The 24,924-nt window shown below is 28.8% G+C and carries 22 protein-coding genes; 1 reads left to right on the forward strand and 21 read right to left on the reverse strand.

Features of this window, described 5'->3' with window-relative positions; genetic code table 11:
• Nucleotides 1-78: 78 nt before the first annotated feature.
• The 16 genes from ABD939_RS08185 to ABD939_RS08260 form a co-directional block, all read right to left on the reverse strand.
• Entirely contained in the window at nt 79-1,209 is a 1,131-nt protein-coding gene (locus ABD939_RS08185; protein ID WP_345166842.1) for a hypothetical protein, read from the reverse strand.
• A gap of 183 nt (nt 1,210-1,392) precedes the next feature.
• Complete coding sequence (locus ABD939_RS08190) at nt 1,393-2,493, reverse strand: glycosyltransferase (protein WP_345166844.1); 1,101 nt, start codon at nt 2,491-2,493, stop codon at nt 1,393-1,395.
• Between the two features lie 4 nt (nt 2,494-2,497).
• Nucleotides 2,498-3,664, reverse strand: coding sequence for a hypothetical protein (locus ABD939_RS08195; RefSeq protein ID WP_345166847.1), 1,167 nt, complete (start codon nt 3,662-3,664; stop codon nt 2,498-2,500).
• Nucleotides 3,661-5,475: an asparagine synthase (glutamine-hydrolyzing) gene (gene asnB / locus ABD939_RS08200; protein ID WP_345166849.1), complete on the reverse strand. Its 1,815-nt coding sequence runs from the start codon at nt 5,473-5,475 to the stop codon at nt 3,661-3,663. Before asnB ends, ABD939_RS08195 begins: the two co-directional genes overlap by 4 nt.
• 18 nt (nt 5,476-5,493) lie before the next feature.
• Nucleotides 5,494-7,014, reverse strand: coding sequence for an oligosaccharide flippase family protein (locus ABD939_RS08205; RefSeq protein WP_345166851.1), 1,521 nt, complete (start codon nt 7,012-7,014; stop codon nt 5,494-5,496).
• Nucleotides 6,995-8,236, reverse strand: a complete 1,242-nt coding sequence (locus ABD939_RS08210; RefSeq protein ID WP_345166854.1) for an O-antigen ligase family protein — start codon at nt 8,234-8,236, stop codon at nt 6,995-6,997. The genes ABD939_RS08205 and ABD939_RS08210 overlap by 20 nt, the downstream gene beginning before the upstream one ends.
• Nucleotides 8,229-9,242 (reverse strand): SDR family oxidoreductase, encoded by a 1,014-nt coding sequence (locus tag ABD939_RS08215; protein WP_345166857.1) that lies wholly within the window; start codon nt 9,240-9,242, stop codon nt 8,229-8,231. The genes ABD939_RS08210 and ABD939_RS08215 overlap by 8 nt, the downstream gene beginning before the upstream one ends.
• Before the next feature lie 3 nt (nt 9,243-9,245).
• Nucleotides 9,246-10,529: a nucleotide sugar dehydrogenase gene (locus tag ABD939_RS08220; RefSeq protein WP_345166860.1), complete on the reverse strand. Its 1,284-nt coding sequence runs from the start codon at nt 10,527-10,529 to the stop codon at nt 9,246-9,248.
• Between the two features lie 7 nt (nt 10,530-10,536).
• Nucleotides 10,537-11,325: a dTDP-4-dehydrorhamnose reductase gene (rfbD, locus tag ABD939_RS08225; protein WP_345166862.1), complete on the reverse strand. Its 789-nt coding sequence runs from the start codon at nt 11,323-11,325 to the stop codon at nt 10,537-10,539.
• The gene (gene rfbC, locus ABD939_RS08230; RefSeq protein WP_345166864.1) at nt 11,322-11,867 is read right to left on the reverse strand and encodes a dTDP-4-dehydrorhamnose 3,5-epimerase; all 546 of its coding nucleotides are present in this window, start codon (nt 11,865-11,867) and stop codon (nt 11,322-11,324) included. Before rfbC ends, rfbD begins: the two co-directional genes overlap by 4 nt.
• Nucleotides 11,864-12,733, reverse strand: a complete 870-nt coding sequence (gene rfbA, locus ABD939_RS08235) for a glucose-1-phosphate thymidylyltransferase RfbA (protein WP_345166865.1) — start codon at nt 12,731-12,733, stop codon at nt 11,864-11,866. Before rfbA ends, rfbC begins: the two co-directional genes overlap by 4 nt.
• An 11-nt stretch (nt 12,734-12,744) precedes the next feature.
• Nucleotides 12,745-13,788, reverse strand: coding sequence for a dTDP-glucose 4,6-dehydratase (rfbB, locus tag ABD939_RS08240; protein WP_345166868.1), 1,044 nt, complete (start codon nt 13,786-13,788; stop codon nt 12,745-12,747).
• A gap of 10 nt (nt 13,789-13,798) precedes the next feature.
• Nucleotides 13,799-14,863 (reverse strand): hypothetical protein, encoded by a 1,065-nt coding sequence (locus tag ABD939_RS08245; RefSeq protein ID WP_345166871.1) that lies wholly within the window; start codon nt 14,861-14,863, stop codon nt 13,799-13,801.
• Nucleotides 14,864-14,867: 4 nt separating this feature from the next.
• Complete coding sequence (locus ABD939_RS08250) at nt 14,868-16,556, reverse strand: DUF6909 family protein (protein WP_345166873.1); 1,689 nt, start codon at nt 16,554-16,556, stop codon at nt 14,868-14,870.
• Nucleotides 16,557-16,594: 38 nt separating this feature from the next.
• Nucleotides 16,595-18,088 carry a GH3 auxin-responsive promoter family protein gene (locus ABD939_RS08255; protein ID WP_345166875.1) on the reverse strand — a complete coding sequence of 498 codons (1,494 nt, stop codon included), beginning with the start codon at nt 18,086-18,088 and terminating at the stop codon, nt 16,595-16,597.
• Nucleotides 18,089-18,958: a M23 family metallopeptidase gene (locus ABD939_RS08260; RefSeq protein WP_345166878.1), complete on the reverse strand. Its 870-nt coding sequence runs from the start codon at nt 18,956-18,958 to the stop codon at nt 18,089-18,091.
• A 116-nt stretch (nt 18,959-19,074) separates the two neighbouring features.
• On the opposite strand from ABD939_RS08260, the gene ABD939_RS08265 reads away from it, so the two are divergent.
• The gene (locus ABD939_RS08265; protein WP_345166881.1) at nt 19,075-19,254 is read left to right on the forward strand and encodes a Sec-independent protein translocase subunit TatA/TatB; all 180 of its coding nucleotides are present in this window, start codon (nt 19,075-19,077) and stop codon (nt 19,252-19,254) included.
• Between the two features lie 874 nt (nt 19,255-20,128).
• On the opposite strand, the gene ABD939_RS08270 is transcribed toward ABD939_RS08265, so the two are convergent.
• The 5 genes from ABD939_RS08270 to ABD939_RS08290 form a co-directional block, all read right to left on the reverse strand.
• The gene (locus ABD939_RS08270) at nt 20,129-20,629 is read right to left on the reverse strand and encodes a hypothetical protein (RefSeq protein ID WP_345166884.1); all 501 of its coding nucleotides are present in this window, start codon (nt 20,627-20,629) and stop codon (nt 20,129-20,131) included.
• An 11-nt stretch (nt 20,630-20,640) separates the two neighbouring features.
• Nucleotides 20,641-21,246 carry a hypothetical protein gene (locus ABD939_RS08275; protein ID WP_345166886.1) on the reverse strand — a complete coding sequence of 202 codons (606 nt, stop codon included), beginning with the start codon at nt 21,244-21,246 and terminating at the stop codon, nt 20,641-20,643.
• Nucleotides 21,247-21,612: 366 nt separating this feature from the next.
• The gene (locus ABD939_RS08280; protein ID WP_345166889.1) at nt 21,613-22,152 is read right to left on the reverse strand and encodes a hypothetical protein; all 540 of its coding nucleotides are present in this window, start codon (nt 22,150-22,152) and stop codon (nt 21,613-21,615) included.
• Between the two features lie 182 nt (nt 22,153-22,334).
• On the reverse strand, nt 22,335-23,318 hold the full coding sequence (locus ABD939_RS08285; RefSeq protein WP_345166892.1) for a DUF4837 family protein: 984 nt from the start codon (nt 23,316-23,318) through the stop codon (nt 22,335-22,337).
• 20 nt (nt 23,319-23,338) lie between these two features.
• Nucleotides 23,339-24,892: a lytic transglycosylase domain-containing protein gene (locus tag ABD939_RS08290; protein WP_345166895.1), complete on the reverse strand. Its 1,554-nt coding sequence runs from the start codon at nt 24,890-24,892 to the stop codon at nt 23,339-23,341.
• Nucleotides 24,893-24,924: the final 32 nt, after the last annotated feature.

A 24,924-nucleotide genomic window follows, 5' to 3' on the forward strand; every position in this document is an offset into this window, starting at 1 on the left:
GCAAAAGTACTTTCCACAATTGGATAATTCAAAAAAAAAGATAAATATCGTTAAGCAACTATATTAAGCAATAAGTTTTCAATTAAAAGTGTACTTTTTATAAGACATAATATAATTAATCAAAAGAAGTAAATTTAGAGCTAATATTATTATTAATAATTTTTGAATACTAGAGGTTAAACTTCCTCTCAACAAATAAAATTCATAAAAAATGAAAATAAAATAAAAAGAATTAAAACTAGATGAATTATAATTCAAATAAGTTTTATCGAAAAAGGCATTAAAATAAGCTAAGAACAATAGAAATAAAGTTAGGCCTACATACCCAAAATTAATATAGCCTTCACCAAAAAAACTTAAAGCAATATTACAAAACCCATCAAACTCTATTTCATTACAAAGTAAAAGAGAACTCGTTCTTGATTTTTCAGCCCAAATACTTCTTGGAATGAAAAACAATAAAGATCCAAACAATTGTTCACCATTTGTAATAATAGAGAGTTTAATAACACTTATGGTGTTTTGAAAAGTATCAAAATGTAGTGAATTGAACATTCCAAAAAAATTATAATTATCTCTTTGTAATTTTAAACTGTATCTAAAATTATGTAAGTAGGGAAATATTAACAAAAAACTTGACAAAAACACTAAAACAAAATATTCTTGCAATTTTTTGAAATAAAAATAAAACAATGGCAAATAAACTAGTGCCACTTGAAATCTAGAAATTGCAGTAGGGAAATTAAAAAGTAGTATTGATAAAATTAAAACAATTTCTACTCGTAAATCTTTTACTTTTCCTTGTTTAAAATTTAACAAATAAAATAATGGAATTAACCTTAAAGTGTCTCGGAAAAAGTTAATAGCATAAAACTTATAACCCTTTAGGCCTTTTAAATATCTTGCTGAAATAAACGATTCAAAATCAAAAAAAATAGTAACTACAAATAGTGATAATAATATTATCAATACTGATGATACAATTTTAAAATCAAAATTAACTTCCAATCTTTTTGTTGGAAACTTTATTTCTGGAGTTAATTTTTTAGTTGAAATAAAATAATACATTAAATTATGAAATATGATTATTGTCAAAGAAAGTAATCCTCCATAATACATGTCTGTTTCATTTATAACACTATTAACTCCAAAAAAATATGTTGAACTTTTGTATTGTAAAACCGGAGCGACCCCAAAAAACAAATACATAAATATGTTAAAAATCTTTTTTAAAGATAATAATACTTTATCAAAAAAATAATATGAAGAAATATTTAAAACTAAAAAATAAATAGATAAGGTAAGTAGGTTCTGTTTTTCAGAATCGTAAAAAATAATTATTGTATTTATCAATAAAAAAAGATAAAAAAATATTTTGTTTTTTTTATTCATTTAATTCAAAGTCAAAAGGTTATTTTCAACTATTTCTATAAATGAGGCTATGTTTCTTTTATCTAAATACTCATTATAAATTTTCCTATTTCCTACTGTATCTTTTGTAAGTAACTCTAACAATCCATTTTTTAAATCTTGTACGTCATCAGTTTTGCAAACAGTAATAGATGGGATGTCACTTATACCACCAGCACAATCAGTACTCAAAATTTTTTCGTTCTGAGACATCATTTGTAGCAATACATTTGGAAACCCCTCAATTCTTGAGGATACAATACAAGCCATTGCGTTTTTAAAATAAGGATAAACATTAAGTACTATTCCTTTTAGAATAACTTCTTCTTCTAAATTCAATTCACGTATTAAACCCTCTAATTTAGATCTTTCTGGCCCTTCACCCAGTAAGATTAATTTTAATTTTTTATTACTCTCTTTTTTTAGTATTTGAAAAGCTTTTATAAGTACATCAAACCCTTTCTCGGGAATTAAACGTCCCGCTGAAACCAGATAGTTATGAAAATTTTTTATTTCTTCTATTTCTTTTATTTCTGATGAAGATATAAGATCTCTATCTACAGGGTTTGGTATTACAACAGTGTTTTTTTTAAAGTTGGGATAAACATTTAAGAGTTGATCTTTCATAACTTTTGTTTGGCATATTAATAAATCTACTTTTGAATATCCAATCTTATATAATATTTTGTATAGCCTCAATTCTTTTCCTTTAAACCTAGTAAATACTGTTGTTGACTCTCTAGCTATAAAAAAATCTTTTTTGAATATATTAAAACGGAACAAAACACCTAATAAACTGGTTGTTTTAACATGAGAAGAATAAACATAGTCAAACTTATTGGTGTTAATATAAAGTAAGTATGTAATAAATTTTATTATGTTTAAGAATTTAAATTTTCCTGTGTATAGTTTATACTCTACATTCTTTCTATCTCTTAAATTCAACCAACTGTTATCGAATCTATCATAGAGAAAAACTATTGTTATATGTGCATTTTTCTTTAAGTAATACTCAGCAATCATTTTCAAATACTGTTCTGCTCCACCTAAACCATTATCAGGAAGTAAAATTAATATCTTCATTTTGCTAGTGCTTATTTTGAAATAGGTTCTTAGAATTTGATGAAAACACCAACAATATAGATAAGAAAAACCAAGTTACTAATAAATTAATATAATGTGTGCTTAAAGTAAATAATACAGCAATCAAAACATATTTAAATTGTACTTTGAAAGTATAAAATATCCACATTAATAATACACTAATCGGTATTGAAAAAAAAACACCTGATTTTATAATAAATTTACTTATGAAAGAACCTAAACTGTCTTGTATAGAAATATTTCCATAACCTATTCCAAATATTTTTTGAGTTATTGGCAAATCATTGAAAACGACAAATATGTTGCCTATTCTTTGTTTATATGATTCATACTCTTGGAAGTTACTTATTTTGTAAATAAAAGAATTTATAGGTTTTTCTCCTATAATATCAATAATAAATATTTTAAATATTACATAGGAAGATAATAAAACTGTAAAGTAGATTACTGTTTTCTTTAGACTAAAAATTTCGTTAGAATATACTACTACCATAATAATGGCTAAAAACATTACTCCCGAAGCGCTAAAAGATAAGAAAATAGATAAAATACCTATAATTTTTAAAAAATCAATTTTTTTATTATGTACTAATAAACAAAATAAAATTGAAACAGTAAAGAGAGCGTAACTAGCGGGTTCATTGGATAATCCTGCAGGTCTTATCATAGTTGCTTCTGTAAAAACACCCCCTATGGTCCTCTGAACCTCTCCTGTAATAAATACTAAATAATCTATTTTATATTTAAAGAACAAAAACGCAAAAAATTGCAAATAGAAAAAAAACAAATGGACTTTAAAAACTAAGCGCAAGTGTCTAACTAATAAATCTGAGCGATTAATATAAAAACTAAATAATAATAGCCCATAAAGTGGCGCAATTATTAATCCAAAATAACTAAAATAATGAGGATTTACATTAGTGTTTAACACTAGTGAAAAAAGAACATTTAAAAAAAATATCAAATAAAGAACAACTAATATTTTTAGGTATTTCATATTTACTTTATATAGGTAACTAAAAATTATTAGTAGTAAAAAAGAAGATAAAATAAATAATCGAAGCCCTCCTAAAGAATAAAAATGAAACCCTCTCAAAGTACCAAGGAATAATATAAAAAAACTAACTATTGAGAGCTGTTTTACTGTCATACACTATTAGTTTTTTTATACCAAAGTGTAAACATTAATATTTTCCATATTTCAGCAGAATGGTTTGCTTTTCCATCAAAATACTCCTTAACCATAAACTTTAATTTATCGTAATCTATAAATTCTAAATTCATTTTCTCAAACTCAACTAAACATTCTTCTAATAAATCTTTTAAATCTCCTCTAAGCCAATTTTCAATTGGAACTGAAAACCCTTTTTTTGGTCTATCAAATAATTCTTTTGGAATATAATCAGATAGAATATCTTTTAATATATACTTTAACTCTCCTTTCCTATACTTAAAATTTATAGGTAATGAATTTGCAAACTCTACTATTGTATGATCCATAAATGGAGATCTTGTCTCTAAGGAGTATGCCATGGACGCTCTATCTACCTTAGTATTTATATCAGAATTTAAGTATATATCGATGTCATATTTACTACAGGCTTCAATTAACAATTGTGCTTTAAAATGTTCATTAATTTTATTCTTGAAATTAAAGTTTGGGCCATTTTTAATATAATTAGATTTAAACGTAGTCATTAATGCAAAATACAACTCATATATATATTTAAACCCAATACCTTTCCCAAGCATTTTAACTTTATAGTTAGGAATTATTTGGATTATTTTAGATAAAGGCTTCCTTAAAAAAAAAGGTAACTTGTAAACTAAGCTAACTTTATCCATCCATTTGTAGCGTTGGTAACCTATAAATAGCTCGTCTGCACCATCTCCAGTTAATGCAACTGTAATTTTTTCACTAACTTCTTTACATAATAACATTGATGGTAAAGCAGATGCATCTGCAAATGGTTCATCATAATAATTATAAAAATCATTAACTAAATTTTTAGCGGTATTTAGATCGCAAGTAAAAATATGGTGATTCGTATTTAAATAATCTGCTATTATTTTACTTTCAACACTCTCGTCAAATTTTTTCTCTTGAAACTTAATAGAGTATGTATTTACATTGTCATTGAGCTCTTTAGCAATGGAAGAAATTAAGGACGAATCAATACCTCCAGATAAAAACAACCCAACAGGAACATCAGCTTGTAAGCGCATGCGTACGCTATCTTTTAATAATTCCTTTAACTTAAGCCTAGCCTCATCATAAGTCCCTTTAAATTTATTCTTTTTATTCGAATCAAACCAATATTGTGATATTTCAAAATTAGATGTACACAGGTTGTATACAAATTTGTTACCGGGTTTAAGTTTAAAGACCTTTTTATAAGGGGTTTCAGGATCTACAAAATAACCAAAATAAAAATAATTTACACATGCTTCATAATTTAACTCTAACTTATTTCCTATCTCTATCTGTTTCAAACTAGAGGCAAACTCAAAAGTCTTATCATCTAAATAATAAAAAAAAGGTTTTTGCCCAAGTCTATCCCTTGCGCCAAAGAGTATGTCTCTGTTTTTATCATAAATTACAAAAGAAAACATACCTTTAAAATAATTCAAGCAATTTTCTCCATATTCCAAATACATAGCGCAAATAACTTCGGTGTCAGAGGTAGTGCCAAAAGTATAGCCTTTGGTTTTTAAATCATCCTTTAAATCTTTAAAATTGTAAATTTCTCCGTTAAAAACGATTAATAATCCTTTGTAAAAAAAAGGTTGATTGGAACGCTTTTCTAAATCAAAAATACTCAATCTATTATGCCCGAAAGTCAAATTATTTGAAACTTTAACGAAATTCGAAAAATCAGGGCCTCTAAACTTAGCTATAGTAAGTTTTTTAAGAATAATATCTTCGTTATAAGGTCTTGTTGACCCAAATATTCCGCACATTTATATTGAATAATTGATTTATTTTTTTTGTTTTATTGAAGCGTATTTTATTATCTCAATTGATTTTTTTGCAATAGACAATCTTAAGTTGCTATTAAACAAAACTAATATTAATATTACAATAATCATAGATAAACCAATTTCAATTGCAATTGCTAAAAAACCATCAATTATCTTTAATTTAATTAATCTAATAATTATAATCAATATAGAGGATATAAGAATATTTACCATTATATTTTTCAACCAATTAAGCGTAAACTTAATACCAAGATTTTTATTAAACAGATAAATAGCTCCTACAAAATACAAACATATAGCTAATAAATAAGAAATTGCAACCCCTTTAAGTTCTAGCATGTTTGAAAAAACATAAAGACATCCCAGATAAAGTATATTTGAAAAAATAAAATATTTCATTACAAACTTAACCTTCCCTAATGCTGACTCTATAAGATAAGGTATTTGGGCAGTCGCATAAATGCAACCTGCTAAAACTAATATTAAAAATAAATTTTGGGTGTCTTCACTGTTTAATTCTCCAATCCAAAGGCTTAAAATTTCCTCTCTAAATGAAAAAAATAAAACTAGAAAACAAAATGATATCAGAATTAAAATAGAAGAAATAGTCTTGACTTTTTCTAACAATTCATCTCTTTTTTGAGCAACAATTAACTCATTAATTTTTGGAAAAAAGGCATATGTTACTGGATAAACTATTTGTACAATACCTATAGATAGACTAAACAATACAGTATATATTCCCAAATCTGAAAGATTACCTAATTTTGTAAGATAAATTTTATCCAACTGAATAAACAGTAATGTTAATGTTGAAATTACCATTGATCCAAGTGCATAAGTGAAATGACCTTTCAAGGTATTGTATTTAAAAATTAATGTGTTCTTAAACCCTAATTTCTTTTTAGAAAAATAAAAATATGATGCAACAAGCAAGAAATTAGTGAAAGCTATTACTATTAGGTATTCACCTATATCAAAAGCCATTACAATTATCAAATAATATAAGCTCAACATTAATATTAAATACACAATCATTTTAATAATATTGACACCAACCAAATTTTGAAGTCCAGAATTAATATTAAAATAAAAAGATATAGGCCATCTAAAAAACATTGATACAGCTATTAATCTGATAAAAAAGATTAATTCTTTATCACTAAATGTTTCAGCAGAAAGTATATTTTCCGAAATATATGGTGCAGCAAAATATATTATTAGTAATATTATAAATGAAATAATCCAATATAGAATTTCTAATGTGCTAATAAGATTCAAAATATTCTTGTCAAACTTATTCTTAACTATATTTTTGGATATTTCTCTGTTAGCTAATAAGCCAAAACCTAAGTCAAAAAATGCTAAGGCAGCAAATAAAGTATTGTAAAGCCCTATTACACCTGCAGCTTCGGCTCCTAAAGTACTTAAAACCGCAGGTAATAGTAAAACACTATATAAAATTACAAAAGCGTTACCTGCTAGGTTGAAAATAATATTATGAGATAGTTTTTTCAATTTTATTATTCCAAAATAGTGTTACAAAAAACATAAAAAAAATAATTCCATATTGTCTAAGTAAAAAGGATTCTGTAAGAAAACTTATGCTTAGTGTTACAATTAAATAAAAAAGAGTTTCATTTTTTTTCTCTAAAGCTCTTTTAAATATAGCCCTAATAACAAAAATAAAATAGAACCCTCCAATCATTCCTAATGCACAAAAAAATTCTAGAAATAAGTTATGAGCATTATATTTACTCCCTTCACTACCAAGTGGTCCTTGAGGAAGTGTAGTAGAATTTAATATATGTAATTCTTCGTGAAAATTTTTAAAACCTATACCCTTCAAATTATTAAAAAATATCTTACAGGAGTTAGACCATAAATTTATTCTGAAATCAACAGCATAGGGCACATCCTCTACAAACTTATGGTATAAATAGGAATATTCATTATTCAAAACTAATTTTGAAAAACAAAAAAATGATAAAACTGTAATTAATAATAAGGAAACTGATATTTTTTTATTCTTTATTTTTATTATAAATATTAGAATTAATATCGTTATTGTAATATAACTTATTCTTGAAGCAGCTATAAAAACAAATATAATATGAAAAAATATTAGTAAACATGATAACCATTTGTGCTTAACATATTTTAGATTAAAAATTAAGAATAAAACCGAACAAATACTGTATACTGAATAATATACACTATGAAATATTTGACCTAGCTCATTGTTAGAAAACAGCACTCTTTTTAAATCATAAAAGCTATACCATATTAAAGGTGCTCCTGTTTCAACAGCTGTTCCAGTTACTAAATAATAAATTATTATTCTAAAAGAATAAAACAATAAACCTAGTGAAAAACTATAAAAAATAATATTTTTTATGAACGCCTTCTTTATTAACTCTTTATTTATATTTAGCATTAATAAAGGAAAAAGGAAAAAGGAAATATTTCTCTCTATGTATTTGTACTCTTTAAATACTAACGAGTAAATTAAAATTATTAAAAAAAAAAGATAGAATATAACTACTTCTTTTTTCAGGTTAACTTTTTTTACATCAAAACTTAAAAAAGAGAATACTGTCAATAATATAAGGGAATAAACGGTTAACTTTTCATAACCTGTCCCTAAAAAAAAAGAAAAAACACCAAATAAAAACAGAATTAATTTATGAACTGAATATTTGTTATTTCTGGTTTTTATATTTAGAGAATATTCAAGCATTTTTTTTAGAATACCAATCTACAGCTATTTTAATTCCCTCATTAAAAGAAACATTTGGGTTATAATCTAAAAGTTTTTGTGCTTTAGAAATATCAGCTAATGAATGCTTTACATCCCCATTTCTTTCAGGTCCATAATGTACTTTTGAAGAGGTATAATCAATACCTAAAGAATTAAGACCAGATTTTATAGCTTCAACTAGTTCTAATAAGGTTGTATTCTCACCAAAAGCAACGTTGTAAATTTGATTCACCGCATCAACATCATCAACTAAAGCCGCTTTTATATTTGCTTGAACGACATTCTGTATAAAAGTAAAGTCTCTAGAATGTTTACCATCCCCGTTAATAACTAAATCTTCTTTATTTAAAAACTGACCAATAAACTTCGGAATTACAGCAGCATAAGCTCCATTTGGATCTTGTTTCTGTCCAAATACGTTAAAATATCTTAATCCAATTGTTTCTAGCCCATAGGTCTTATAAAAAACATCTGCGTATAGTTCATTAACATACTTAGTAACAGCGTAAGGGGATAACGGATTCCCTATTTTATATTCTACTTTTGGCAACCCCGGATGATCTCCATAAGTGCTAGAAGATGCTGCGTATACAATCCGTTTAACACTTTCGGTTTCTTTAGCTGCTACTAACATATTTAGGAAACCTGAAATATTTACCTCGTTTGAGGTTATTGGATCTTTTATAGATCTTGGAACTGATCCTAATGCCGCTTGGTGCAATACATAATCAACCCCTAACATAGCATTCTTACATGTTTCTAAGTTTCTTATATCTCCTTCTATTAATTTACAACGGTCATCTTTTAAAAAAACTTCAATATTTTTTTTATGACCATTCGAGAGATTATCCAGAATAACAACTTTTTTTACATTAAATTTTAATAAGTACTCTACTAAGTTAGAGCCTATGAAACCGGCACCTCCAGTGACCAGAAAGGTTTGCTTAGAAAGGTCTCCTGCATGATATTTCTCTTTATCACTCATATGTTATAATCTTTTATCAGTTAAAAGAGGGTTTAAATTACCTTTAACATCATAAACTACCGCATTATTATTCTTTAAAGAATTTAAATTTAAATTTAAAAATTCATTGTGAGAAACTGTATGCACGATGGTGTCATAAAAATTTGATTCTAGTGAATCAATCATATCAAGACCATACTCTTTTTTTACTTCTTTTTTAGAAGCCCAAGGATCATAAACTTCTACATCCATTTGAAATGACTTTAATGTTTTATAAACTTCAATGGCTTTAGTGTTTCTTATATCTGGGCAGTTTTCCTTAAAAGTAATTCCTAACATTAAAACTTTAGCGTTCTTTACTGGAATTCCATTTTTAACCATAAGTTTTAAAACTTCAGTTCCTATATATTCTCCCATACTATCATTTAATCTTCTTCCTGCTAAAATTATTTCAGAATGATATCCTACTTCTTGTGCTTTTTGAGCTAAATAATAAGGGTCTACTCCTATACAATGACCTCCAACTAAACCTGGTTTAAATGGTAAAAAATTCCATTTAGTAGCAGCAGCTTCTAAAACGGAATGGGTATCAATATTCAATTTATTAAAAATCTTAGCTAGTTCATTTACAAAAGCTATATTAATATCTCTTTGAGCATTTTCAATCACTTTTGCTGCTTCAGCAACTTTAATAGATGGTGCTAAATGGGTTCCAGCAGTAATAATGGAATTATATAAATTATCTACAACTTCTCCAATCTCTTCTGTAGATCCAGATGTGACTTTTTTTATTTTTGTAACTGTATGCTTTTTATCTCCAGGGTTAATTCTCTCAGGCGAATATCCACAATAAAAATCCTTATTAAAAGTCAAACCACTTACAGATTCCAATACAGGCACACATTCGTCTTCGGTCACGCCAGGATATACTGTAGATTCGTAAATGACTATATCTCCTTGTTTAAGAACTTTCCCAATAGTCTCAGAAGATCTTAATAGTGGGGTTAAAACTGGTCTATTATTTTTATCTACTGGTGTAGGGACGGTTATGATGTATATGTTACATTCTGCTAAAACTTCATACTTATTGCTTAACTCTAAGCCTTTTGTTGATTTCATACTCAATACAGCAAATAAATCATCATCACTAACTTCAAGAGTGCTATCATGACCAGTATTTAACTCATTTATTCTAGTTTTGCTTATATCAAAGCCAATAACTTTATACTTTTTTGCGAACTCTACGGCTAACGGTAAACCAACATATCCTAATCCTACGACAGCTATTTTAATCTCTTTATTGTTCATTTATGTATTAATTATTTAAACTTAAAACACTAGTCTTTGGTCTAACTGCAAATGTACTATATTTAGCTACTCTCACAAGATTAGTTTTAGCTAAAAGATTATTTTTAGATAAGATTTCTTTGGCAAAATCAAACCAAGTCATTATTTTTTGATCTCGAAAATGGTGCATTCCAAAAGAATGGCTCTTGTGTACTATGAGGAGAATAATAAATTTAGATAAATTAGCTGCATCAGTAGGGCAGCCTGTTTGACTATCAGTTACAAAAACTTTTTTTTCTGTCTTGGCCTTTTTAAGAATTGATTTATAAAAGTTATTTCCGTGTTTTTTGCTATATAACCAAGATGTCCTAATAATAAAATAATTTTTCATTAATCCTCTAATATGTTCTTCACCTTCAAGCTTTGATTTACCATATTCATTTATGGGGTTTGGCTTATCATATGTTGAATATGGTTCCTCTTTTTCTCCATCAAAAACATAATCGGTTGAAATATGAATTAAAACAGTACTAAATACTTTACATATTTTAGCTAAGTTTTTTGCTCCTTCTGCATTTATTTTAAAAGCAATATTTGGTGTTTTTTCAGCTTGTTCAACATTGGTATACGCCGCACAATTAATACAATAATCAAAGCTGTTTTTTTTAAAAAAAACTTGTAAATCATTTAAAACAGTTATATCTAAATCTTCTTTAGTTACAAAAGTAAAATTCAAACCAATTTTATTATTTGAATAAAGTTCTTTTATAGTTTTTCCTAATTGCCCACTAGCCCCAGTAACTAAAATTTTTGTCATAAAATAGCATTTTTAAGCGTTGGCAATATTTTGTCTTTTTCTGATATTACAAGTTCTTCATTATTTAATTTCCAATCTATATTTAACTCACTGTCATTATAGATTATCCCACATTCAGAATCTTTATTATAAAAGTTATCACATTTATAGGAGAACAAAGCTGTGTTACTTAAAACAACAAAACCATGAGCAAAGCCTCGCGGTACAAAAAGTTGTTTTTTATTTTCTCCAGATAATATCAATGAAACATGTTCTCCAAAAGTTGGTGAGTTTTCTCTAATATCTACTGCAATATCTAAAACCTCTCCCTCTATTACACGAACTAATTTAGCTTGAGCATATTCACCCTCTTGATAATGTAATCCTCTTAATGTGCCTTTAACTGAAAATGATTCATTATCTTGAATAAAGTTAATACTTTGTTCGAGCATATTATTAAATACTTCCAGATTATAGCTTTCAAAAAAATAACCCCTACTGTCCTCAAAAACTTTTGGTTCAATAATAAAACACCCTTCTATGTTAGTTTCTGTTACCTTCATTTCTTATTCTTAAGTAATCCTAACAAATTTTTACCGTAACCACTTTTCATTAAAGGTTTTGCTAAACTTTCAAATTGCTTTTTACTTATATACCCCATTTCAAATGCAGCAGCTTCTATGGCTCCAATTTTCAAACCTTGTCTTTCCTCAATAACTTCTACAAATTGAGATGCTTGCATTAAAGATTGAAATGTTCCTGTATCTAACCAAGCTGTTCCTCTATCTAGTATGCTTACACTAAGTTTTCCCTGTTTTAAGTAAGCCTTATTAATATCTGTAATTTCTAATTCTCCTCTCTTACTTGGCTTGATATTCTTAGCGATTTCAACAACAGAGTTATCGTAAAAATATATCCCAGGAACAGCATAATTAGATTTTGGTTTTTTAGGTTTTTCTTCTATTGATATTACTTGCCCATCATCATTAAATTCAACAACACCATAGCGTTCTGGATCATGAACTCTGTAAGCATAAATAACTCCTCCATTAGGATTATTGTTTTTTTGTAATAGTTTTGATAGCCCAGTACCATAAAAAATATTATCTCCCAATATTAAGGCTACTTTGTCTTTTCCTATAAATTTTTCTGCTATAATAAACGCCTCGGCAAGACCATTAGGTGACTCCTGGATAGCAAATTCAAACTTACACCCATACTTTTCTCCATTTCCTAATAAATCCTTGAATAATGGTAAATCTTTTGGAGTTGAAATAATTAATATTTCATTTATTCCAGAGTATATTAACGTAGAAAGGGGATAATAAATCATAGGTTTATCATAAATAGGCATAAGTTGCTTACTTATTGATAATGTTAAAGGGTGTAGTCTTGTTCCAGACCCTCCAGCAAGTATTATTCCTTTCATCCTTTTAAAGCTTAACTATATTGTTTTTTATAATATAATTTATATTCACCAGTTGTTACATTTTTTAACCAATTTTCATTATTTAAGTACCATGTAATTGTTTTTTTTAATCCTTCCTCAAATGTAACAGTAGGGGTCCACGCTAATTCATTTTTCATTTTAGAGGCATCAATGGCGTATCGTAAATCGTGTCCAGGCCGATCTTTTACATATGTAATTAATTGTTCTGAAGTTCCTTTTTCTCTTCCCAATTCTTCATCCATTTGTTGACATAATAACTTTACCAAATCAATATTTTTCCATTCATTAAAACCTCCAATATTATAGGTTTCTGAGTTCTTACCTTTATGAAAAATTAGGTCTATTGCTAAAGCATGATCTTTTACATAAAGCCAATCTCTTGTATAATTTCCGTCTCCATAAACTGGCAGAGGTTTATTGTTTATTATATTATTAATAAATAGAGGTATTAACTTTTCTGGAAATTGGTTTTGTCCGTAATTATTGGAGCAATTTGAAATAACATAGGTCATCCCGTAGGTTTCTCCATAAGCTCTAACAAAATGATCTGAACTCGCTTTTGAAGCAGAATATGGAGAATTTGGATCGTATGAGGTACTCTCTGTAAATAAACCTGTCTCTCCTAAAGTTCCGTAAACTTCATCTGTACTAATGTGGTAAAACAATTTGTTCTCAAAATTATTTTTCCAGGTATTTTTAAAGGCATTTAAAAGAATAATGGTACCTATTACATTTGTTTTTACAAATGCCAACGGGTCTTCAATAGATCTATCTACATGAGATTCTGCTGCTAAATGAATTACTGAATCAAATTTATAAGTTTCAAAAAGTGAATTTATCAAATGTTCATCTGTTATATCTCCCCTTACAAATGTGTAATTTTTATAGTTTTCAACGTCTTGCAAGTTTTCTAAATTTCCTGCATAAGTTAAAGCATCCAAATTAAATATATTATAATCAGGATATTGCTGCACAAAAAGCCTAACTACGTGAGAACCTATGAAACCAGCTCCTCCTGTTATTAATACATTCATTTTTAAAATTTTAATTTTTGTATTTCTCTAAAAACTTAAGAAAACGAAATGCTAATAGAAAAAAGAAGGTTAAAAATGTTAAAAGAACACCATAATAAATTTTGGGACTAATTGGTAGTCCAAATAACTCCATTCTATTATCGACAGAACCACTATCTTGTTTACTTGAAAGAATTTCAACGATAAGTTCTTTATCTGCTTTTTTTCTTTCAATCTCAACAATCTCTCTTCTTAATTCTAAATCATTTAAGTATAAATCATACTCTTTGGTTTTATCCTTATCACTATTTCCTTCAAAAGTAATTCCTAATTCAGCATTTTTGCTGTTAATGCTTTTTTCTAAAAACTTTTTATAAGTATTCTGGAGCGAATCCGATTTAACCAAAGCTTCTTTTAATGCTTCCTGCCTGTTATTTAATTCTGCAAGATCTTTTTCTTGCTCTCTTTTAAAATACTCATTAGACTCAATGGCCTTGACTATATTATCAAAAACGGCCTTGAAATTATTTCTAGTTTCAGCTTTAATTGTTATTTGCTGATACTCATGAGTATAATCTTTATTATTTTCTAAAAACGTTTCATATTCTATTTTTGAAGCTGCTACAGAATCAAGTGTTTTAATATATCTGTCAAACGCTTGAAGTTTTTCATTTTCACTAACTACAGACTCTATTTCAAAACTTAAAATAGATGATGCTTCGTCAGACTTAAAACCTAAAACATTTTTTAAAGTATTATAATCTTGTTGCTTTACTAAGTCGTTATAGTAAGCGATAGAATTATATAGATTTTCACCTGTATCGTAGTTTTGCTTAATTGTAACGTAAGATTTGTAAACTGGTGAAGACGTTTTTTCAAAATAGAAACCCCAACCAACACCAATTATAGCAGCTATTGCAATTTTAATAATATGCTTTTTCACAAAAAACACTAACCAAACAAAAGCTAAAAAAATTTTATTGAAAATACTCCCTATAAACTTAAAAAACCTATCAAATGCGTTTCCGATAAGCTTGAATAATTGCCCTAAATCTACCTCTTCGTTTTGTTGAGGTTGTGGTAAATCTTTACTCATAATCTTAATTTAATATTTGTTCTAATATAGTTCTTGTTATTAAATATGTTGGTCTTACACCAGAAGTTCCTAAACCTCCAGAAGCTAAGGTAGCTCCTGTTTCTAGAGGATTATCACTTGCATAATATGCATATCTCACTTTCACATCTGGACTTATACTTGCTCTTACTTTTGAAGCTGCTTGTATTGCCTTTTGATAGTGAGCTCCTTCCATTTCTAAACCTATTACACGCCAAGTAGAGTTGTAAAAAAACTTTAAAATATCTTTGTTTTGTAATGAAGTTCCTAAAACCGTAATCATAGACCCTTCATAAATATCGACTCCTTTTCCCTGTAAATCTTCAACTGTCAATTCGTTTTTAAAAGGATAGTTATCGGCTGTTCCTTCAAAAATATGTGCAGAAGGAATCATAATATCTCCTTTTCCACCCTCTAATATACCTGCTTTCCCCATTATAGAAACAGACTCAACATTCAAATGAACTTTTTTCTTTTTTTCACCATAAGGTTTCAATAATTCATCAATGGTTTCATAAGCTTGCTCGCCAAAAGCATAATCCATTACTAATATAACGGGTTTTTCTTGTTCAAGAACAGTTTTGTTTATGTTGATGTCAATCTTTGAAATATCTATGTTTGAAGCATCAAAAATTTGAACATCTATATTAGCTCCAGAAGTATCTTTTACATACAGCATACCATTTTGTAACGCCTCTTTACTAACTTTATTTCTAAGATCTTTATTGTTGTTATTGCTTAAAGATTCATAAATCTCAAAAATATCTTTTTTAGCTACATCGGTTTTCAAAGCATTTGAAGCAAAAAGAACATTCATAACACTGTGCATATTAGCACTAATTATATGAATTGGTCTATTAAGTAAGCCATTTGTATGCAATACATCTTTCACTTTGTTTGCCCAAATTTCACCATGAATATGATGCCCTATTCGTTCTCTTAAAACCGGACTAAACGTTACGGTTCGTTTGTTATTATTTACCTGTTCTTCAATAGCTAATTTACCTAACCAATAAACAATATGCAACAGGCGTTCTGGTTGACTTGATGTTGCAAAATCATCATAAACGCACCTTAACTCATCAAAGGTTCTTCCTAAAATATTAGCCGTATGTGTAATTACAACTTCACGTTCTTCTCTGGTTAATTTCTTTTTCGATAAAACTGCTTTTTCGAGTTTAATCCAATCTCTTGTAGTTACGCCTTCCTCGTTAATAATAACACGATTGCTAATTTTATGAGACTCTACAAAAAGAAACGTAAGGTGTGTTAGTATATCATAGATTTCTGAGCGTCCTCGAGTAATCTCAATATTCATTTGTTCAGCATCTATTCTGTAACAATTTCTGCGACGCTTTTCTGGAATAATAGGTTTAAAATGAGAATTTGAATAACCCTCGTCGCTTGTTAAATTGATGTACGTACATTCTTCTATGCCTTGTGGTAATCTATCAATTACATAAAGCAAGCCTTCAAGTTCTGCTTTTTCTTCTCCTATGGAGCCATAAATTTCTGGCCTTAAAAGTAACAGAGAATTACGTAAGGTCTCGCCGGAAATTCCCATAGGCTTGTAAAACCCACGATTAAACAAATGGCGCATAGTAATATACATCCGTTCAATAGCATTAGAACTCTCCTGAGCCCTGGTTCTTTCATGATGTTTTTTACTACTCATTCTTTAGTTTGGTTGTGCCAAAGATAGTATTATTTGCGCTAATTAATGTGAGAAAAACTATCAACAATTTTTCTATCGTTTGACAATCTTGGGATTTTATTTTGTCCGCCTAATTTACCAACAGATTTCATGTATTGTTGGAAGCCTCCTTTTTTAACCTTATTAATTTTTAAAGGCTGTAGAACTTTGCCTTCAATTAAATCGAAATAATAACTGTTCTGTTTTTGCAGAGATTCATCTATTCTGCTTGCTAAAGCAGATAAGTTTTCAGGTTCGTTTTCAAACTCAACAAACCATTCATGATAAGGTAGTCCTTCTTTAGGATTAATTTGAGGAGCCACTGTAAATTCCGAAACGCTTACTTTAGTACCTGATATTGCCTGTTGCATTGCTTGTTCAACTTCTTTGCCAATAACATGCTCCCCAAACGCAGAAATAAAGTGCTTTATTCTACCTGATACGATAACTCTGTAAGGTTTTAATGATGTAAACTCTACTGTATCTCCAATATTATAGGCCCAAAGACCAGCGTTAGTAGAAATTAACATGACGTAATTTACCCCGACCTCAACATCTTTAATAGTTATTCTATTTGGGTTTTCATCAAAAAAAGTATCCGCTTTTACAAACTCATAAAAAATACCTGAATTTAATTGCAGTAGCATGCCTTTTTCATTTTGCCTATCTTGAAAAGCAAAAAACCCTTCACTGGCTGGGTATAATTCTATACTATCTACTTTTCTGCCAATTAAATTTTCAAATTTAGCCCTGTAGGGTTCGTAATTAACACCTCCAAAAATAAATAAGTTGAAGTTTTTAAAAATATCTCCTACTTGCTTTCCTGTTTTTTGCTGTAGTTTTTCAAAATACATTTGCACCCAAGATGGAATTCCAGAAATTACAGTCATATTTTCTGGTAATGTCTCTTCAACTATAGCATCAACTTTTGTTTCCCAATCTTCAATACAATTGGTTTCCCAAGATGGCAATCTGTTTTTTTGAAGATATTTAGGAACATAATGAGCCACTATTCCTGAAAGACGCCCCAACTGAATACCGTTTTGCTCCTTTAAAATGGGACTTCCTTGTAAAAATATCATTTTTCCATTTACAAACTTTGACTTTCCTGTTTCATAAATGTAAAGCAATATCGCATTTCTGGCAGCTTCAACATGAGTTGGCATACTGTCCTTAGTAATTGGAATATATTTAGACCCTGATGTTGTACCCGATGTTTTAGCAAAATAAATGGGTTTACCTTTCCAAAGAATATCTTCTTCACCAGCTACAACACGCTCAACATAAGGTTTTAAATCCTCATAGTCTCTAATAGGTACTCGTTTTGTAAAATCTTTATAAGAGTTTATACTTATAAAATCGTGGTCTTGTCCAAAAACAGTTCCAGCTGCACTTGAAACTAAGTACTGAAAAACTTTTTCTTGAGTTTTTACGGGGTTGTTTACCCACTTTTTAATTTTCTTGTGGACTCGTTTTGCAAGGAGTTTTGCTAAAGTAGATTTTAATGAAATCATTTATTTAAAATCTATAAAGTTTGTTGGGTTAATTGGGTAGCCATCATTCCATAGTTCAAAATGTAAGTGAGGTCCTGTAGACAACTCACCTGTATTTCCTGCGGTAGCAATCACCTCTCCTGCTTTTACCAAATCGCCTTGAACTTTCGTAAGAGCGGCATTGTGTTTGTATACCGATATAAGCCCATAACTATGTTCTAAAATTATAACATGTCCCGTTGTTGACGTCCATTCTGAAAAAATAACAATACCATCTGCGGTCGCTTTAACAGGCGTATCTTTTGCTACAGCAATATCTACAGCGTAATGTTTTTCTTTAGCATTATATACTTCGCTAATGGTTCCATTAACTGGTGGAAACAGCACGAAATTAGTTGCCGTTGTAGCAGATTCAAATATGTTATATTTATCTTCTTTATCTACCTTTTCTCGTAAAAGTGAATCTTCCACTGTAGGTCTAAAATCGACTTCACTAGCTTCTAATTTAACAGCTTCAATTATAGAATCTTTATTAAAATCAGCAGCGCTCACATCACCTTTTAATACTTGCTTAATAGAAGCATAGTATTTATCATTTATTGAAATAACGCGTTGTAAAGAGTCTGTTTTATAATTTAATTCTGTGGCTTTCTTTTTTAAAGCTGTAGATGAGTATCCAGGGATGTACTCTCTAAGTGGCGTAAAAGCAATTATGGCGTAAGTGATTGCAATTAAAAAAATAGCCGATAACGAAACTAAAACAAAAACATTTAGTCGTGTTAACTTAAGAGACAAGCGCTCTTCAAAAGTATTTTCGTTAAGTACAACTAGTTTATATTTGTCTAGTAACTTACGCTTTATTCTTTTAGGTTTCTTTTTCTTTTCTGCCATCGTTAAACAAAAATAAATAAAATTATAACAAGACTTGTTTGTGCTTTTACTAAAGTTATTCTTAAAACGACTTTATTAAACTTTAATTACTAACTTTGTGCTTTAAAATAATTATTATGAGTTTATATATGATTCCTTTAGCAATTGGTCCTTGGCAAATCGCATTAATAGTTGTGATTGTTTTATTATTATTTGGTGGGAAGAAAATTCCTGAACTAATGCGTGGTTTAGGTAGTGGTATTAAAGAATTTAAAGATGCTAGTAAAGAAGAGGACTCTCAAGAAGAAAAAAAATAATATAATTATACTGTAACAAAAAACCCAACATTGTATAATGTTGGGTTTTTTTATTTCTTTAAAATTTTTTGTCGTTGTTCTAGTCTCAGTAATTATTATAAAAATTAATAGCTAGATTAATATCTGTTTAGCTATTTATGGCTACTAATTGCTGATCATGAGGTTTGTTTTGCATATTATTTTTATAATTTGAGCTAAAGGTAATTGGATTGACTTTAACATTAGATGATATATTTATTAATATTATGAGAACTATAGTAGTCTAATGTTGAATTTACATTTTTTAATTATAATCAAATTCTGATTGTAAAATTTACTAAATAATAAAAATTATTAATATCGTTTGGTTTTTGAATGTATTGAAATTTATGAGACATGGCTTCGTTTAATATAGCTTCAACTCCAGCATTTGATAAGACAATTAATCCTTTTGGCACGTAAACTGAACAAGAATAAACAGGCTCACCAGTTTCATCAATTATATATCTAACATTAATATGACTTTTTTCTATTATTTCTATTACTTTTCAAAATATTATAATGTGCCGAAGTTAAAGCTGACTGAAAAAATCAGTTGTAAATCCAGAGCCCAACTTTAATTTTGTTTTTATCTTAAAGTCAGTAATATATCTTCTTATTTTATACGTTTGGTTTTCTACTAAGTTTAAATATTGATCATACAATTCTGTTTTATAGATATTAAAATCATTATCGGAAGTAGGGGATTGAGCATTGGTAGTTTGATGAACCAAAATTAATAGTAATATAATATAAGTTATTGATTTCATTATTTTTTTAAATAACCTTAAATAGTGAAACCTAGCATAGAACTAGGTTTTCTGTTTATATGCTAGAAGTATAATTACTTTAAAAATCATATAGCTAAATTAATATCAAATAAGAAGTAGAAATTATTTATAGTATTAGGCTTATTGAAATAATTAAACTTATGCGTCATAGCTTCTGTAAGTATGGATTCAATTTCAGAATTAGATAAAACTAATAAATGTTTTGGAAAATGTAATGAACAAGATAAAACATTTCCAGCTTCATCTACTATATACCTCACTTTAAAAAGGCCTTCTCTTGTACTTTTGCTATTTAAGCTATTATAATTTGTTGACGTTAATACTGATGCAAAAAAGTCAGAAGTAAATCCAGAATTAATTTTATATTTAACTGTTGTATTATTCTCAAAAAGTGTTTTATTGATACTTGTTTGACTATTTTTATTTACTAATTGTTGATCGTATAAACTTGTTTTATAAATATTATACTTATCATCTGAGCTAAATATTATTGGATTAACTTGAGCATTAGACGATAGGTCTATCAAAACTAAAAGTAAAATGGTGATATATGCTTGAATTTTCATGATTTTGATTTTTAATTACAATTTTCTATTGATTTTTCATATAAATTTATAAGTGCGTCTGGTTTAAAAGTGGGATCAATTGGACATCCATAGACATCAGTTATACCACATCCATTAACTGCAAAATGATGTGCCCTAAAAGCTTCTAGAGCAGTAAACCAAGATGATAATTCATTTTGCGTTAAAGAAATGTTTCCAGAAGGATTATTTAAAATAAAGTCTACAATCCAATCATTCAACAAAGTTAATTCTTCGAATATAGGTGCTGCATCTGCGACAAATAATCCTCCACTAGCTGAATCATCATGATTATCCATTTTTCTGAAATTTTCAACCCAGATTGATAACTGCGTGTAAGCTTTTTCTTCAAATTCTATATTAGACCCTCCTAAATGACCAGTATTCGGGTTACCAATACCAATAAGCGTGCCATATAACTGTTGCTGATAAGCATGGAATAGTTCCTCTCCTAATGAATTACCAATACCGTCTGGTCTAAATATAATGGTATTAGTAGTTGGTCTATATTGAGCTTGTGCTCCAGGAACAAGCGTGCCTGTAGTAATATTGACGCTTGTAACTGAAGTTAAAAGTGCATTTCCGATACAATTTTCCATAAGTTTATCAACAGCTTCTTGAAATTCTTCTTTTTGTTCTGTAGTTAAACTTTCTGTATTAAATGGATCATTATCAACTATAACATCTTCAAGACAATTACCATCAATATCAGTTTCAGCAGCGTTCCTATCTTCGCAAGGAATTGGTCTTGGGTTGGTAACAACGTCATCATTTGTTGCGTCACCACCTCCACCACCGCCAGAATCATTTGGTTCTTCATCTTTATCATCAGTTGGGTTTGTGTCAAAGCAAACTGTTCTACAGGATTGGAATTGATATGCCGCTCTATCGTGATTATTGATTAAAGGACAACTACCATTACCATATTCATGTTGATCTCTACCAGTACAAGGTATCGATATAGTTTAACAGGCTCTAAAACAACTACTTTTACTAAATAAAGAGCTTATAGTACCCGAAGCCAATTTCGAGATTTTAACCTCTGTATCTTCCCTTAAAGGAAAACTATCTAATAAATCCTGATATTCACCAACCTCAACATCATACTGCACCAAATATTCATCATAATCTTCAGTATCAATATTGAAGTGAATCACAATATTTTCAATATAAAATTCTGGGTTATCTCTCAAGAGTTTAAAAGTGTATGTATGGGTATCTGCATATTCCATGAAGAGAACTTTATCTGTAAATAAAGTTATATCACTTTCTTCAGAGGACTTACTAAATAAACTATTAGGCGAGTTTAAATCGGATTTTAGTTTGTTATAGACTTTACTTACCTTACTAAAATGTGGTGATTTTTCAAAAGACACCTCTCTTGATATTATATCTTGTATCTCATCTGAATTTTCCAGGTTTTGATTTTGGTCGTCTTGTTGGCAATTTAATACAAGTAGAAAAAATCCAAAAGAAAGAAAACCTAACTTAAAGATATTCTTCAAATAACTTTTTTTGAGCATAATAAATAATTAGTTTATGATTAAATTTTTTATGCTATTAATTAAGAGGGAAAATTGCTATGCGTAAATCTAACAAAATTATTGTAAAATCTTACATGTATTAATATAAAAATCGTTCTTTATCTAAGAAAAAGATATTAATAATACGAAATACTAGAAGAGTATCATTCTATTTTAATAGATTTAATAATGGCTTCTAATTCAAACATATAGTTGCGTTTTTCAACCGATGGTGCAAAAGCAAAGCCTTCTGCTATAATCCATCTATTATTAATTTTATCCTCGATGGCATAATTAATATATGGTCCTGCCATAACCGCATTTTTTACATCCCACATGCCTTTGGTTTCCAGGGTTGGTTTATTATCTAAAATCGTTTCAGCATGAAAAGGCGTGTATGCATTTTCGGTAATCATATAAGAACCATCCACAGGACCTCCAATGTACTTTTTACCTATTGAATCTCTAATTTTTATTACTTGCCCAATTAAATTTGAGTCTCTTTCTATAGCTTTTAAAGGTAATTCGTAGAGTAAAATATTTACATATCCTGTTCGAATATCTCTTTTCATCCAATAAAATTTATCTTCTTTGGTTGCCAGAGTTTTGGTAATTCTGTAGGCTGTTGGGAAATTAATATCTAAACCTAAGTTCTCTTTAATCTCTTTTGTGTTGTAAAGGGATTTTTTTATGAGTCTTTGCTTTTCTTTAATCTCAATACCTTTAAAGGTTTCTATGATTCTTGCGGAATTTTCAGAAATTAATTTAATGACATCATCTTTAGTTTTACCAGAAACTTTTATAACTTTTTGAGGTTGCGCATAAATATCGTTTTCAAAAGCAATTCCTGATTCATTACCAATATCAACTATTAAAATAGTTCTGTTTTTAGTTATAAACCCAGAAAAAATATTAGTTGGTATTTGGTTAATGTTAAATATGGGTTCGTCTTGTGGTAAACCATAAACCGGAGATGCTAAAACATCTCTTATAGCTTCACCAACTCTTCCTTCCCACAAATCGTTTGCCATTACAACAGAAACATCATTTAATTTTCCGCCAGAGTCTAAAAGTGTTTTTTTCTTTTCCGAGTCTTCACATGATGTAACTAAAAATAGTGATAACACTACTAAAAAAATTTGCCGCATAATTATTAGTTTTTTAGAATTTAGCTTTTTGATATTTTAAGCTTCATTCCTGGTTTTAATTTACTCCCACTAATATCGTTCCAATCTTTAATATTTTGAACAGAAACTCCAGGAAATTTTTGAGAAATGCTCCAAAGTGAGTCTCCGCTTTGCACAGTGTAGGTTGTAATATTACCCGATAAAGGCTTTGAAGTTATTTTTTTAGAAGCTGTTTTTGGTGCTTCTACGTAAGGTTTTCTTGGGTAAATGGTTAGTCGTTGTCCAATACTTAGGTTGTTACTCCTTAATCCGTTCCATCGTTTAATATCGCTTACTCTAACGCCATATTTTCTTGATATTTTTCCTAAATAATCACCAGATTTTACTCTATATCGTATTCTATCATTTGCATTAAAAAACTTGGGTAATGGCTTTTCGCGTTTATCAAATTCTGCTTTTGCAAAGGCGTAAATACTATCTTCATTATTTACAAACTTACCAATAACTTCGTTTGGTAATCTTAAACTGTAGTTTTCATCTTTTATAAATGGAATAATATCTAATTTGTAAGACGGGTTTAAAAACTGAAGTTCCTCAATAGGCGTTCCTGTAACTTCTGAAACTTGATCGAGTGTAATCATCCGTTTTACTCTAACTGTATCTGTTTCAAAATAAGCCGTTTCAGATTTGTATTGTTTAAAACCGTGCTCTTTAGCATATTCGAAAATATACATATTAGCTAAAAAAGCTGGTAAATAACCTGCTGTTTCTCGTGGTAAATTATGACGGATATTCCAATAGTTTTTATAACCACCAGAACGCCTAATGGCTTTTGAAACATTTCCTGGACCAGAATTATAGGCTGCTAAAGCCAAATCCCAATCGCCAAAAATCTCATAAAGTTTAGCCAAATATTTTGACGCTGCTACTGTAGATTTTATAGGGTCGCTACGTTCATCAACATAACTACTTACATCTAAACCATACATTTTCCCTGTGGCAAACATAAATTGCCATAAACCCGTAGCGCCAACTCTAGATTTTGCTCTTGGTTTTAAAGCCGACTCAACAATGGCCAGATATTTAATTTCTAACGGAATATTTTGATTGTCTAATTCTTGTTCAAACAGCGGAAAATAAAACGAACTAAGCGTTATTAATTTTTGAATTGACTTGCGCCTGTGTTTTAAGTATCCTTTTATTACGTTTTCTAAAGCTGGGTTATATTCTACATTAAATGGCGTTCTTGCATTTAATTCTTTTAACCTCGCTTTTAAAGTATCTGTATGTAATTCTGGATACTCAACTTTTTCGTAAGTTAGTTCGGTAACAGATTTGTAAATGGTATCGTATAAGTTGTTGCTATAAAGCTCTTCATACCATTTTTCGTCAAACTTTAAAGCTAATTCATTATCTAATAATGTTTTTATTGATGTACTATCAACTATGGCTTCAATTGTTTTTATTGCAGGTACTTTACCATCAATTAAAGAATCTTTAACAACTTGATTTTGAGATACTATAGAGTCTTGGTTTTGAGAAAAGCCAGCTATAATATTAAAAAACAATAAAACTATAAAAAAACGAGAAGCCATAAAACCTATTCATTAATGAATGATGTTATGGC

This window comes from Algibacter aquimarinus (assembly GCF_039543265.1).
Classification (GTDB): Bacteria; Bacteroidota; Bacteroidia; order Flavobacteriales; family Flavobacteriaceae; genus Algibacter_B; species Algibacter_B aquimarinus.